At 58.8% G+C, this 13,068-nt stretch carries 16 protein-coding genes and 1 tRNA gene; 9 read left to right on the forward strand and 8 right to left on the reverse strand.

Features of this window, described 5'->3' with window-relative positions:
• Positions 1 to 17 precede the first annotated feature (17 nt).
• Positions 18 to 92: transfer RNA gene (locus AWT75_RS16670), tRNA-Glu, on the forward strand.
• A gap of 134 nt (positions 93 to 226) precedes the next feature.
• Here AWT75_RS16670 and coq7 read toward each other — a convergent pair.
• Entirely contained in the window at positions 227 to 847 is a 621-nt protein-coding gene (gene coq7, locus AWT75_RS16675; RefSeq protein WP_045845593.1) for a 2-polyprenyl-3-methyl-6-methoxy-1,4-benzoquinone monooxygenase, read from the reverse strand.
• A gap of 127 nt (positions 848 to 974) precedes the next feature.
• On the opposite strand from coq7, the gene ppa reads away from it, so the two are divergent.
• Positions 975 to 1,502, forward strand: a complete 528-nt coding sequence (gene ppa / locus AWT75_RS16680; RefSeq protein WP_045845592.1) for an inorganic diphosphatase — start codon at positions 975 to 977, stop codon at positions 1,500 to 1,502.
• A gap of 91 nt (positions 1,503 to 1,593) precedes the next feature.
• Here the strand turns inward: ppa and AWT75_RS16685 are convergent, their stop codons facing one another.
• On the reverse strand, positions 1,594 to 1,803 hold the full coding sequence (locus AWT75_RS16685) for a hypothetical protein (protein WP_045845591.1): 210 nt from the start codon (positions 1,801 to 1,803) through the stop codon (positions 1,594 to 1,596).
• Between the two features lie 216 nt (positions 1,804 to 2,019).
• Here AWT75_RS16685 and AWT75_RS16690 point away from each other — a divergent pair, with 216 nt between their 5' ends.
• Together AWT75_RS16690 and AWT75_RS16695 are read left to right on the forward strand one after the other, a co-directional pair.
• Positions 2,020 to 2,919, forward strand: coding sequence for a LysR substrate-binding domain-containing protein (locus tag AWT75_RS16690; protein WP_052693795.1), 900 nt, complete (start codon positions 2,020 to 2,022; stop codon positions 2,917 to 2,919).
• A 9-nt stretch (positions 2,920 to 2,928) separates the two neighbouring features.
• Entirely contained in the window at positions 2,929 to 3,672 is a 744-nt protein-coding gene (locus tag AWT75_RS16695; RefSeq protein ID WP_153013362.1) for a hypothetical protein, read from the forward strand.
• A gap of 248 nt (positions 3,673 to 3,920) precedes the next feature.
• Here AWT75_RS16695 and AWT75_RS16700 read toward each other — a convergent pair whose 3' ends face one another.
• Positions 3,921 to 4,493 (reverse strand): phasin family protein, encoded by a 573-nt coding sequence (locus AWT75_RS16700; RefSeq protein ID WP_045845588.1) that lies wholly within the window; start codon positions 4,491 to 4,493, stop codon positions 3,921 to 3,923.
• Positions 4,494 to 4,845: 352 nt separating this feature from the next.
• Between AWT75_RS16700 and minC the strand changes: the two genes are divergently transcribed.
• The 4 genes from minC to AWT75_RS16720 are packed head-to-tail and all read left to right on the forward strand — an operon-like array spanning position 4,846 to position 7,607.
• Entirely contained in the window at positions 4,846 to 5,568 is a 723-nt protein-coding gene (gene minC / locus AWT75_RS16705) for a septum site-determining protein MinC (RefSeq protein WP_062790618.1), read from the forward strand.
• Positions 5,569 to 5,588: 20 nt separating this feature from the next.
• Positions 5,589 to 6,401, forward strand: coding sequence for a septum site-determining protein MinD (gene minD / locus AWT75_RS16710; protein ID WP_045845586.1), 813 nt, complete (start codon positions 5,589 to 5,591; stop codon positions 6,399 to 6,401).
• 3 nt (positions 6,402 to 6,404) lie between these two features.
• A complete protein-coding gene (minE, locus tag AWT75_RS16715; protein ID WP_045845585.1) occupies positions 6,405 to 6,662 on the forward strand; it encodes a cell division topological specificity factor MinE in 258 nt (85 codons plus the stop codon).
• Between the two features lie 3 nt (positions 6,663 to 6,665).
• The gene (locus AWT75_RS16720; protein ID WP_062790619.1) at positions 6,666 to 7,607 is read left to right on the forward strand and encodes a LysR substrate-binding domain-containing protein; all 942 of its coding nucleotides are present in this window, start codon (positions 6,666 to 6,668) and stop codon (positions 7,605 to 7,607) included.
• A 71-nt stretch (positions 7,608 to 7,678) separates the two neighbouring features.
• Here the strand turns inward: AWT75_RS16720 and AWT75_RS16725 are convergent, their stop codons facing one another.
• Positions 7,679 to 8,833, reverse strand: a complete 1,155-nt coding sequence (locus AWT75_RS16725; RefSeq protein WP_062790621.1) for an aminotransferase-like domain-containing protein — start codon at positions 8,831 to 8,833, stop codon at positions 7,679 to 7,681.
• Positions 8,834 to 9,032: 199 nt separating this feature from the next.
• Between AWT75_RS16725 and AWT75_RS16730 the strand changes: the two genes are divergently transcribed.
• Positions 9,033 to 9,488 carry a MarR family winged helix-turn-helix transcriptional regulator gene (locus tag AWT75_RS16730; protein ID WP_045845582.1) on the forward strand — a complete coding sequence of 152 codons (456 nt, stop codon included), beginning with the start codon at positions 9,033 to 9,035 and terminating at the stop codon, positions 9,486 to 9,488.
• A 77-nt stretch (positions 9,489 to 9,565) separates the two neighbouring features.
• On the opposite strand, the gene greB is transcribed toward AWT75_RS16730, so the two are convergent.
• The 4 genes from greB to scpB form a co-directional block, all read right to left on the reverse strand.
• The gene (gene greB, locus AWT75_RS16735; protein WP_045845581.1) at positions 9,566 to 10,120 is read right to left on the reverse strand and encodes a transcription elongation factor GreB; all 555 of its coding nucleotides are present in this window, start codon (positions 10,118 to 10,120) and stop codon (positions 9,566 to 9,568) included.
• 66 nt (positions 10,121 to 10,186) lie between these two features.
• The gene (locus AWT75_RS16740; protein WP_052693794.1) at positions 10,187 to 10,753 is read right to left on the reverse strand and encodes an NUDIX domain-containing protein; all 567 of its coding nucleotides are present in this window, start codon (positions 10,751 to 10,753) and stop codon (positions 10,187 to 10,189) included.
• Complete coding sequence (rluB, locus tag AWT75_RS23115) at positions 10,750 to 11,997, reverse strand: 23S rRNA pseudouridine(2605) synthase RluB (protein ID WP_370302983.1); 1,248 nt, start codon at positions 11,995 to 11,997, stop codon at positions 10,750 to 10,752. The genes AWT75_RS16740 and rluB overlap by 4 nt, the downstream gene beginning before the upstream one ends.
• 328 nt (positions 11,998 to 12,325) lie before the next feature.
• Positions 12,326 to 12,958 carry an SMC-Scp complex subunit ScpB gene (gene scpB, locus AWT75_RS16750; RefSeq protein ID WP_045845579.1) on the reverse strand — a complete coding sequence of 211 codons (633 nt, stop codon included), beginning with the start codon at positions 12,956 to 12,958 and terminating at the stop codon, positions 12,326 to 12,328.
• Between the last annotated feature and the right edge of the window lie 110 nt (positions 12,959 to 13,068).

Here is a 13,068-nt window from a genome sequence, read left to right on the forward strand (position 1 = left end):
GCTCCGGGTGCACCAAAGTCCCTATAGTTTAGCGGTTAGAACACCGCCCTTTCACGGCGGTAGCCGGGGTTCGATTCCCCGTGGGGACGCCAGGATTCAGAAATCAGCCCAGTCGCAAGACTGGGCTTTTTTCATTTCCGGCCACCAAAGCCACTTTGCTGCATTCCATCAGTCAACAAAAATGCCACCCGCAGGTGGCATCTTCAACACATGTCCTGATCAGGCATCAAACCCGGTAACTGCTGACCGTCATCACCTTGGCTGTCAGTTTCATCAAGCCTTTCACCGGCGCCGGCAAGCGGGCCGCACCATATTCGTGCGCCATGTCGGCATGGCGCAGTTCGTCATCCCGCATCTGGCTGACAATGGCACGGCTCTTGGCATCCGCTGCCGGCAAGGCTGTCAGGTGGCTGTCCAGGTGCGCGCCAACCTGGTGTTCGGTTTCTTCCAGAAAACCCAGATTCCACTTGTCACCCAGCAAGCCTGCCGTCACACCAATAGCCAGCGAGCCGGTGTACCACAGCGGGCCCAGCAGACTGGGCTGACCACCCAGCTCGCGAATGCGCTGCTCGGTCCAGGCCAGGTGTTCCACTTCTTCAAATGCGGCATGCTGCAAGGCTTCGCGCGCGGCCGGATTGCGTGCAGTCAGGGCCTGCCCCTGATACAGCGCCTGTGCGCACACTTCGCCACAGTGGTTTACCCGCATCAGGCCGATGGCATGACGCTTTTCCTCGGCGCTGAGTTCGGCCTCTTCCAGCCCGGCATCCGGCCGTGGACGCTGGCTTTGCGCCGGCGCAAACAGGGTGCGCAAACCCTTGTCAAATTCGGTAATCAGCGTGTCAAACATAGTGTTCCCGATTGGTGCACAAATCCGTCAAAGATTATACCTGTGCACCGCACAACACGGCAGCTGCTGATATAATCCTGCAAGAAATTCCGTGTAAACAACCACCATTAACAAAGGATTCTGCCTGATGAACCTGGAACTCATCGGCCCGGGCAAAGACATGCCGGGCGACTTTAACGTCGTGATCGAAATCTCCGCCAACGCTGCGCCGATCAAATACGAATTCGACAAAGAGTGGAACACCCTGGTGGTTGACCGTTTCATGGGCACCTCCATGATGTACCCGGCCAACTACGGCTTCGTGCCGCAAACCCTGGCTGGCGATGGCGACCCGGTTGACGTGCTGGTGGTTACCCCCTTCCCGCTGCCGCCGGGCGTGGTGATCCGCTGTCGCGCACTGGGTCTGATCAAGATGGAAGACGACGGCGGCATCGATGCCAAGCTGGTTGCCGTACCGGTGGAAAAGCTGTGCCCGATGTACAAGTCCATCCAGAAGCTGGAAGACCTGCCGGAACTGCTGCGTGCCCAGATGGTGCACTTCTTCGAGCACTACAAGGATCTGGAAAAAGGCAAATGGGTCAAGATCCACGGTTGGGGCACGCTGGAAGATGCCAAGACCGAACTGGTGGAAGGCATTGAACGCTTCGGCAAGTAATAGCTTCACACGGCCTGCACTGCAGGCTTGTGTCCGCCACGGACAAAAAAACGCCAGTGCATGCACTGGCGTTTTTGTTTGCCTGACCGGATCAATGATTACGGTAGTCTGCCGGATTGGCGGCAATGGCCTTGCCGGCATGCTCGTCGGCAGCCTTGCGCTGGGCATCGCTTTGGCTCATTTGTTGTTCATAACGCTTGAGGACATCCTTGTCCGGACGGCTGCGTACATCGCTGTCGGCCATGGCAACGGCGACCAGAGCATTGGAAACAACAACAGCCAGCATCAATTTTTTCAACATGATTCACTCCATTCATTAAGCATGAATGCAAGCATTAACAGCCACGCGTCATAAAAAATATTCAATTTTTTTGATGACAATTCGCCATGAATACGTAGAATTACTTTGCTAGTATTGGCTTATTTACTTGCATCGGGTTGGTGAAATGAATATTAAACGCGATAAATTCCCATTCATAGCGAAATGATCTGAACAGTTCATTCAATAATTTTGAACATGAAATTATCCCTTGATGCCCTGCTGGTTCTGGATGCCATCGACCGTAACGGCAGCTTTGCCGCAGCTGCGGACGAGCTGCACCGCGTCACCTCCGCGGTGAGCTATGTCATCCAGAAACTGGAACAGGACCTTGATATCACGCTGTTCGACCGCAGCGGTCACCGCGCCCGGCTTACCCCGGCGGGTGAGCTGCTGCTGCGCGACGGACGCTACCTGCTGGATGCCGCACGCAGTGTCGAACACCGGCTGCAGCAACAAGCAGCAGGCTGGGAAAGCGAGCTGGTCATCACCATTGGCGACCTCATTCCGTTCGAACAGCTCATTCCGCTGATCCAGCGCTTTGACGAATTGGGCAGCGGCACCCAGCTGCGCTTTAACCGCGAAGTATTTGGCGGTATCTGGGATGCCTTGTATGACGCGCGTGCCGATCTGGTACTGGGAGCACCGGGACATCCACCGGCCGGGGATTACTTCTTCCGTGAAATCGGCTCCATCGACTTTGCGTTTCTGGTCAGCCCGAATCACCCGCTGGCCAGCGCGGCGGAACCGCTGGCGGCACATACCCTGCGCCAGCACCGCATCATTTCGCTGGGAGACACCTCGCGTCGCCTGCCCACCCGCACCGCAGGGATTCTGGATGGCCAGGACGTCCTCACCGTCCACACCCTGGATGCCAAGCTGGCCTTGATGGTAGCTGGACTGGGAATCGGCTATTTGCCACGCATGCTTGCCACGCCTTATCTGCAAAGTGGCCAACTTGTGGAAAAATCACTGAAGGAAAAACGTAGTTGCACCAAAATGTTCTATGCCTGGAAAGAAGAATGCCCAGGCAAGGCACTTGGCTGGTTTATCAACAATCTTGGTCTTGCCGTTCAGAACAGGCAATTGCTCATTTAAGGCCCACCCATGTTTCAGCCTCACGGCACCTCACCTCAACTGCACTGGACCTGCCAGCGATTGCTGGCAGCCGGTTTGCCGTGCCAGGTGCCGGGGGAAAGCCCGCTGTGGCTGCCACCTGACTGGGAGGGCTATCTTGCGGAAAATTGCTGGCTGGACCTGGCAACAGACGACAGCCAGGCACTGGCGACGCGCAGCGGACACTGCCTCCAGCATGGCAAGCAACTGGTGGAAATTTGTGCCAGCTGGCAGCCACAAGGCGAAGTACTGGGCTTCATGCTGTTGTGCGGCAGCAGCGCACCACTCTCTCCTGCTGCCGTGCAGTGGCTGGATCATTGCGCTCCGCTGGCCGGGGCCTGGCTACACTGCGGCCCCTCTGGCAGTGCGCGCTACACCCATCATGTAATGCAAGCCCTGCAACACGCCTGGCAAGTGGCATGGCAGCAATGTCCTCCGACAGCAAACCCGCAACTGCTCGATTGGGAAGCACTGATGCAGCAGCAATGGCAAATCGCTGACAAGCTGTTGCAGCTTTCGCAGGCTTATCTACGCAGCCACGGCATTGCGCCGGATACCGCTGACAGTGCCTCAGTGCGCCAACGCTTTGCCCTGCCACCCGCCAGCCAGACGCACTTTGCCGCCAATCTGGCCCTGCTGATTGTGCTGGCCATGCAGCAACGCGACACCTTGCATGACATCTTGCAGCAGGTGTTTGCTGCCTTGCAGCCAAAACAGCCACCCAAAGCGGACTGAGCAAACAAAAAAACCCGCCAGATGGCGGGTTTTCAGGCTGCAGACAAAGTATTGGTACATTTGTACTGGACCCGGCAAAGCCGGGCCTTCCGATTAAGCACTATATTCCGCAGCCTTCCCATCCAATCCCTATCCCCCGCTCTTACCTTGTAAGGGAGCCTCGCGTTCCTTTCTGAAAGCGAGAGAGGGGTTTTAATCTGATAAAAAAACCCGCCAGATGGCGGGTTTTTATCGTCAGCCAAGCTGGATCAGGCAGCAGGTGTAGCCGCAGCCGGCTTTTTGCGGCTTACTGCAGCAGCGGTAGCCTTGGCTTGCTTGCTGGCAGCTTCCACGCTGGCTTCAGCAATTTCAGCGCTTACTTTCTTGGCGGTCTTGGACACGCTTTCAAAAGCGGCGTTGGAGCTGGTGACCAGGGTCTTCAGTGCAGAAACTGCAACATCGGAACCTGCCGGTGCATTCTTGGACAGGCGGTCCAGATTGGTCAGCAACAGCTTGTTCTGTTCTGCCAGTTGCTCTTCCACAAAAGTGGTCAGCTCGCCCTGGGTGGCAACGGCAACATCGTACACTTCACGTGCCACGCTGAATGCCTGGTCCAGGCTGGGTTGTGCCAGGCTGGTTTGCAGTTCGGCAAATGCCTTCGGGTCCTTCACTTCGGTCAATGCCTTGAAATGCTTGGCATTGCTGTCCAGCAGCTTGCGGGTCAGTTCCAGCTGCAGGCTGGCGAAGCGTTCGGCACCGGCCAGAACGATGGAGGACAGGCGAACGGCTTTGTCAAATTGCGCCTGGCCGAGAGCAGAGAATTCTTGGGTATTGGTAAACATGGCTACTCCTGGAAATGTCGATATACAACTCAGCTTTACAGTCACAACAACCGTTTCGCCGCCGATGCTGCACAGCAGCAAACGTAATTTAACCAAAGCAGCGTATGCGGTCAAGAAAATGTTGCAGCGCACAATCCGCTAAACAGCTATTTTGTATGTGTTTTTACAACAGCAACATTCCAAAAGCATTACAGTTGCAAGACTATTTCCTGGCCCTGGCGTCAACGATTTTTTTTGCAGCGCAAAAAGCAGGCCCCTCACCACATGCAGTTTGATTCAGCGCCATTGAAAGGGGCAGTGCAAGCCAGTAAACTCGCTCCATAGAAGAAATCTATTTATATAAAGCCTACCCATGAGCTCTGCGGCCAACGCCTTTGACATCAAATCTGCCAGCCTCGATCTGCTGGCCCTGATTCTCCACACGGACAATCTGGAAGAACTCACCACCGCCCTGGATGCCCGCTTCGGTCCGGCCGGTGATGCACCGGCCGAAGCCTTTTTGCTGGATGTGGAAGGCCTGCCGCAAGCTGCCGACACCGAATACGGCCGGCTGCTGCCCATGCTCAGCCGTCATGGCATCCGCGTGGTTGCCCTGCGTCATCCGGAAACATCCATGGCGGAAGTGGCCAGCCGCTACGGCCTGGCTTATGTGCGTGGCGTAACACCCGCCCGCTCTACCCAAAGCAGCAGCGAAAGCCAGAACAAACCGGTAGAAGCACCTGCCGTGGTGGCACCGCCGCCCGGCACCATGATCGTGGACCGGCCGGTACGTGCCGGCCAGCAGATTTACGCCCGTGGCTGCGATCTGGTGGTACTGGCCATGGTGAGCGCCGGTGCCGAAGTGATTGCTGATGGCAACATCCATGTCTACGCCCCGCTGCGTGGCCGTGCGCTGGCTGGTGCACGGGGCAATACCGCCGCACGCATTTTTGTACGCAGCATGGAAGCCGAACTGGTTTCCATTGCCGGCGTCTATCGCACTATCGAACAGGCCTTGCCGGAGAGCATCAAGGGCAAGCCGACCCAGATTCAACTTGAGAACGAGCGCCTGGTCATGACCGCGCTTGGCGAATAATTCACATCAAAGGATTTACCGTGGCAAAAATCATCGTCGTGACTTCCGGCAAAGGTGGTGTCGGCAAAACCACCACCAGTGCCAGCTTTGCCTCCGGCCTGGCCCTGCGCGGCCACAAGACCGTGGTGATCGACTTTGACGTCGGCCTGCGCAACCTGGACCTGATCATGGGTTGCGAACGCCGCGTGGTATACGACCTGATCAATGTGGTGAATGGCGAAGCCTCGCTGAACCAGGCCCTGATCAAGGACAAGAACTGCGACAACCTGTACATCATTCCGGCCTCGCAAACCCGCGACAAGGATGCCCTGTCGCAGGAAGGCGTGGAAAAAGTACTGAAGGATCTGGCCGACAGCGGCTTTGAGTACATTGTGTGCGACTCCCCGGCCGGTATCGAAAAAGGCGCACTGATGGCGCTGTACTTTGCCGATGAAGCGCTGATCGTCACTAACCCGGAAGTCTCTTCGGTACGCGACTCCGACCGTATCCTGGGCATTCTGGCCTCCAAATCGCGCCGCGCCGAGCAAGGTGGCGAACCGGTGAAAGAGCACCTGCTGATTACCCGCTACTCCCCTGCCCGCGTGGACAAGGGCGAAATGCTGTCGGTGGATGACGTGAAGGAAATCCTGCGCGTGCCGCTGATCGGCGTGATTCCGGAATCGCAAACCGTACTGCAAGCCTCCAACTCCGGTACCCCTGCCATTCATCTGAAGGGCAGCGACGTAGCCGAAGCCTATTCTGACGTGATTGCACGTTTCCTGGGCGAAGATCGCCCCATGCGCTTCCTTGATGCACCCAAAGTGGGTTTGCTCAAGCGCCTGTTCGGAGGTTAAACCATGTCCCTTATCGACATCCTGTTCGGCAAACGACAGAAAACCGCTGCCATTGCCAGAGAGCGTCTGCAGATCATCCTGGCGCATGAGCGCAATGGCCGCAGCGCACCGGACTATCTGCCCGCACTGCAGCGCGAGCTGATGGAGGTGATCTCCAAGTACGTGTCGGTCAATCTGGACGATATCAAGGTACAGGTGGAGCGCCAGGACGACTTCGAAGTACTGGAAGTGAATATCGTACTGCCGGAGCATCAACGCTAAACCATGACGCTGACCGAACTCCGCTACATCGTGGCCGTGGCGCGCGAGCGCCATTTTGGTCGCGCCGCACAAAGCTGCTTTGTCAGCCAGCCCACTCTGTCCATCGCCATCAAGAAGCTGGAAGACGAACTGGGCATCACCCTGTTCGAGCGTGGTGGCCAGGAAGTGGCGGTGACGGAAATTGGTGAACGCATCATCGAGCAGTCACAGCGCGTCTTGGAGGAAGCCGAAACCGTCAAGCGACTGGCCGGCGAACACCAGAACGAGCTGGTGGGGCCGCTCAAGCTGGGTGTGATCTTCACCATCAGCCCCTACTTGCTGCCACGGCTGATTCCGGCGCTGCGCATTCTGGCACCGGACATGCCGCTGATCCTGGAAGAGAACTACACCGCGCGACTGGCAGAAATGCTCAAGCGCGGTGAAGTGGACGCCATCATCGTGGCCGACCCGTTCGAAGAAGCCGGTACGGTGGCCTGGCCGCTGTATGACGAGCCCTTTGTGGTGGCCACGCCCAAGGGACATCCCTGGGAGAAGCAGGACTGCGTCAATGCCAGCCAGCTGACCGACGAAAGCGTGCTGCTGCTGACCCAGGGCAACTGCTTCCGTGATCAGGTGTTGCAGGCATGCAGCGAACTGGCCAGCAAGCAGAACCACCACTCGGGCCTGGCCAGCACCTTGCAGGGCAGCTCGCTCAACACCATCCGCCATATGGTGGCCAGCGGCATGGGGGTGACGGTGATGCCATCCACCTCCATCGGCCCCGGCGATGACAGCCTGTTGTCGGTAGTCCCCTTCGAGGCTCCGGCACCCGAGCGCCGGGTCCTGCTGGTGACCCGCAAGCAGTTCTTCCGTAAAAAGGCGGTGGAAACCCTGCAACAGGCGGTGTTCCGTTCCGGCCTTGCCGGGGTGACCATGCTGGAAGGCGCAGGGCCTATCGGCAGCTGAAACCAGCCAACTGCAGCAAGAAAAAAGCCGCTCTTCTTGAGCGGCTTTTTGTTGGCCAATACCGTACGGACTCAGCCTTGTGCAGCACCTACCAAAGCAGCCAGTCGCGCGATACCCTCTTCAATCCGTTCCGGTGCTGCGTGGCTGAAATTGAGCCGCAAGTGTCCAATGCCATCTTCCGGATCGGGGTAGAACGGCTCACCCGGCATGAAGGCGACATTACACTCCGCCAGCGCCACTTTCAGCAGCTCGCGGGTGTCTTGCGGCCGCTTCAGCGTCAGCCAGAAGAACAGCCCACCCTTGGGAACCTGCCAGTCTGCCAGATCGGCAAAATGCTTTTCCAGCGCAAGCTGCATGGCATCGCGGCCAACGCGGTAGGTATCGCGTAAGGATTGCAGGTGAGCCGGGAAATCCGCGCTGGCCAGTTGCTGGGCAATGAACCACTGACCGGGACGATTGCTGTGCAGGTCGGTGGATTGCTTGAGCTTGACCAGATGCGGGTAGAGTTCCGGCGAGGCAATCAGATAACCTACGCGCAAGCCCGGTGCCAGGGTCTTGGAGAAGGAACCGGCATAAATCCACGGCGTGTTCTTCAGGTGGCTGACCAGCGGTGCCGGTGCTTCGCCATCGTAGGACAGTGCGCGGTACGGATCATCCTCGTAAACCGGCAGGCCATGGCTGTCGATCACCTCGGCCAGTGCACGGCGGTTTTCCTCGCTGTAACAGGCACCGGACGGGTTCTGGAAGCTGGGAATCAGATAGGTCAGCCGCGGCTTGGCCGTACGCAGGGCCTGATCCAGCTTGTCCGGCGACAGCTGGCCGTTTTCCTGTGCCACGGCGGTGATTTTGGCACCGAACAGCTTGAATGACTGCAAGGCGGCCAGATAGGTGGGGCCTTCGGTCACCAGCGGTGTACCCGGGTCGATGAACAGCTTGGACGCCAGGTCGATGGCCTGTTGCGAGCCGGACAGCACCAGCACCTGCTGGGCAGTACAGTCCAGCCCCATCTTGCGCGCCTGGGCAGCAATCAGCTCACGCAGTTCCGGTTCACCCTCGGTCGTGCCATATTGCGCCAGTGACTGCGGCATGCCGGTAAAGTCCAGCTTGGGCAGACAGCTGGCTGCCGGCAGGCCACCGGCAAAGGAAATGACTTCAGGGCGCTGTGCCGCGGCCAGAATTTCGCGGATCAGCGAACCCATCAGTCGTTCGATACGTTCTGAAAACATGGTAATCTCCCTGATTGTCACATCAGTATGTCAACCATATCGCCGTGGCCGAGGGTGGTAAGCCTACGGAAGCGGAGCTCCTGTAGCAGTGTTGTTGTTGGGCTGCTACCGCCATATGGTTTACTGCTGTGCCAATCCAACGAACAATAAACGTCAATTTTTTTGACCTAATTTACCCCTAGGCGGGGAAGCCGTCAACATGCCTGACACTGATAGCTCGATTGACCTGCGCGCGGCGATGGAAGTGTTCTTCCATGCCTACAAGGCGTTTACCGCCAAGCCGGATGAAATACTGGCCCGTCGTGGCCTGGCCCGCGTACATCACCGCATCCTGTTCTTTGTGGCCCGCTATCCCGGCCTGTCGGTCAAGGACCTGCTGGGCGCACTGGATGTCACCAAGCAGGCCATCAACATGCCCTTGCGCCAACTGGTGGAAATGGGGCTGATTGCCAGCGTGGCGGCCAGCCACGACAAGCGGGTGAAGCAACTGTCGCTGACCAGCGAAGGACGCAAGCTGGAAGAAGCCCTGCACAAGGAGCAAGCCCGCCTGCTCAGCCAGGCGTTCAGCCGCATTGGCGACACCGCCACCCGCGACTGGATGGCGGTCAACAGCCAGCTGGCTGGCCGTCAGGAGCCAGACGAAGGCAAGCACTAGGGACAATACGCAGCCCCGGACGCAAAAAAGCCCGTGCAAACTGCACGGGCTTTTGCTTGTGACCAAACCCGGTGGGTTCAGCTGATTTTCTCGTAGCGCACTTCCAGGATTTCGATATCCTCATCGCCATCCGGCCCGCGAAACAGCACGGTGTCGCCTTCGCGCGCCTTGATCAGGGTGCGGGCAATTGGTGAAATCCAGCTGATATGGCCACGCGACAGGTCGATTTCATCCACTCCGACAATACGCAGCAATTGTTCGCTACCATCGCCGCGCTCAATCAGCACGGTGGCGGAGAAAAACACCTGATCTGTCGCCTCACGAGCTTCCGGGTCCACCACTTCGGCCAGCTCCAGCCGCTTGGTCAAAAAGCGGATGCGGCGGTCGATTTCGCGCAAGCGGCGCTTGCCGTACAGATAGTCGCCGTTTTCCGAGCGATCGCCATTGCTGGCAGCCCAGTTGACGATCTGCACCACCTCCGGCCTTTCCTTGTTGACCAGCTGGTACAGCTCGTCCTTCAGCCGCAACCAGCCACCGGGGGTGATGTAGTTCTTGCTGGACGCGGGCAGCCGCTGTTCGGCTGGCAGATCGTCTTCTGCTTCGTCGTTTTCTCGGGTAAATGCCTTGCTCATGCGAATCTTCCAGCCTTGGGTTGCAGACCGCTTGCGTGAAAGCGGTACGGCGGGTTCATCAAGCCATTATTTGTGCGGCGGCAACAGCCATTCCTGGCAATACATCAGCAGGTTTTTCGGCCGCAGTTTCAGCTGCTGCAACTGCTGATAGTCCAGCCACAGCAAATGATACTGGTTGTCCTCGGTCATGCGCGCCAGTTCCGGCCCGCCCAGGCGCAGCGTGCCACGAAACTTGCTGGCCAGGAAGACATGCTCGATACGCCCCTTGTGCTCCAGCACATCCAGCTGTTCGGCCAGCCAGACATTCAGCCCGGTTTCCTCGCGCGTCTCTCGCACCGCGGCCATGGCCGGGGTTTCGCCAGACTTGATGGTGCCGCCTGGCAGGACATAGTATTCCTTGCCATTCTTGATGCGTTGCATCATCAACAGCCGGCCATCCTGGATGATGACCACCGAGGCACGCGGACCGCGCTTGCCAGCCAGCAAGCGGGCAGCCGCCCCAGGCAGGGTTGCCTGCTGCCTGCCTTGATGCGACACGTCGTCAGAATGCAAAACGGGTGACCGCAAGGCAGCCACCCATTTGCCTGCACGCGTCGCCAGTGCCGTCAGCGACGGCCAGTGGCGGCGGCTCACTCGCCCTTGCTGCCGCGGGTTTTCTTGCGGCCGGTCATGGTCAGGTCAGACCATTTCATCACCGCTGCCACTTCGGCTTCGTTCAGTTCGTAGAACTGACCGCGCTTCAGGCGCGGGGGCAGGCCCAGGTTGCCAAAGCGGACGCGGATCAGACGGCTGACAGTGAGGCCGAAGTGTTCGAACATGCGACGCACTTCGCGGTTACGCCCTTCCTTGATCACCACGTTGTACCACTGGTTGGCACCTTCTTCGGCACCACCGCGCTGGAATACGCGCTGGAAGGCAGCCGGGCCGTCTTCCAGCTCGACACCGGCGGTCATTTCCTTGGCGATTTCCGGGGTCAGCTCGCCCAGCACGCGCACCGCGTATTCACGCTCCACTTCGAAACTGGGGTGCATCATGCGGTTGGCCAGTTCACCGCTGGTGGTGATCAGCAACAGGCCGGAAGTGTTGACGTCCAGACGGCCGATGGCCACCCAGCGGCTGCTCTTGGCCTGTGGCAGGCGGTCGAATACGCTGACACGGCCTTCCGGATCGTCACGCGAAACGATTTCGCCTTCCTGCTTGTGGTACATGATGACGCGCGGCAGACGGTCAGCCCATTTGAGCTTGATCACGTCGCCCTTGGCGGTGACGCGGTCTTCCGGGCCGACACGGTCGCCCAGATTGGCTTTTTTGCCATTGACCATCACCAGGCCGGCTTCAATCCACTCTTCCATCTCGCGACGGGAGCCAACACCAGATGCCGACAGCGCCTTTTGCAGACGTACCGGTTCAATCTGTTCCTTGTCGAGGCGTACCTCGCGCAGCCGCTTGGACTTTTCTTTCACGTCCTGACTCGGGCTGCGCAGACGCAACTTTTTTGCCTTGATCACCAGCGACTTGCCTTCTGCACGCGGTTTGCCCGCGGCGGGAGCACGACGCTGTTCGCGCGGGCTTTGTTCACCATCGGCCACCGGCATGGCGGCATTCTTGTTGCCAAAGCGGCGCTCGTGTTGCAGGGCTTCGCCACCTTCAGCTTGCAGGCGCTCGGCCTTTTCCTGACGACGGGCAGCCTGTTGCTGGCGATTGTTTTCCGACTGGTTGCGCTTGCCGGTGCCTGCGGGCTTGGCCTGTACTTCGCCACGGCGGTTCACGGTTTCCTTGCGGCGGTTGCTGGCCGGTTTTTTCGGCTCGGCCACATTACCGTTGGGTTCGCCGTTTTCATCACGCGGCAGGCCACGGGCCTGGCGTTGCAATTCCATTTGTGCCAGTTCGGCACGACTCATCTTGAACAGTGGTGCGCTTTCGTGCGGGGCGGCACCGGCTTGCGGCTGCATCAGGTTGCCATAGGCATCGCGCGGTGCCGGGCGGCGACCTTGCGGCTTGCCACCGGCTTCTTGCGGGTTGCGCGGTTTGCCAAAGCCTCCCGGCTTGCCACGGCCTTGCTGCTGCGGGGCATTGCCACGTGCGGCGTCAGGCTGACGGCGCTGGCTGGTGCTTTCGCGGCCCTTTACACGCGCCACCGGCTGGCGGGCGTTGTTTTGTCCTTTGGTAGACATAAATCATGCTCTTTCAGTACGAGCGCACGGGCTACTCTGCCAGTGGCTCCAGATTGTCCGCCTCATCGTCGAGGGGGAGAGTGTCTTCGGCGTCTTCGCTGCCGATCTCTTGTGGCTGGGCATCGGGTATGACCAGTGTTCCCAAGTCTGCCAACGGTGGCAGATCCCTTAGCGAAACAAAGCCAAGATCATCCAGAAACTTGCGGGTGGTGGCATACAGCCCCGGCCGGCCGGGCACGTCCTTGTGCCCGATTACTTCAATCCAACCCCGCTCCAGCAGGGTTTGCATCACACTGGTGGATACCGACACGCCACGGATGGATTCGATATCACCACGGGTAACAGGTTGTTTGTAGGCGATAATCGCCAGGGTTTCCATCACGGCACGCGAATAACGCGGCGGTTTTTCGGGGTTCAGCCGTGACAGGTAGGGGGTGAATTCGGCCCGGGCGCGAAAGCGCCAGCCACTGGCCAGCTTCACCAGTTCCACACCGCGGCCACGCCAGTCAGCCTGGATGTCTTCCAGGATGTCGTTGAGCAGGGCTGCCTTGATGTCTTCGGTAAACAGCTTTTTGAGCTGGGATACCGACAAGGGTTCCGTCGCGGTCAACAATGCCGTTTCCAGCACGATCTTGAGATAGTTTAAGTCGGTGATGGTGGTCATCGGACCTGATATCGCCCGGCCCGGCTTGCGGGGTACGGGAGCGAAATACATTGCGCGGGGGAAGGCGCGGATTTTACATGAAATCCACGCGAGCGACACTGTCTATTCGT

Origin of the sequence: Aquitalea pelogenes (assembly GCF_001515305.1) — a bacterium.
Taxonomy (GTDB): domain Bacteria; phylum Pseudomonadota; class Gammaproteobacteria; order Burkholderiales; family Chromobacteriaceae; genus Aquitalea; species Aquitalea pelogenes.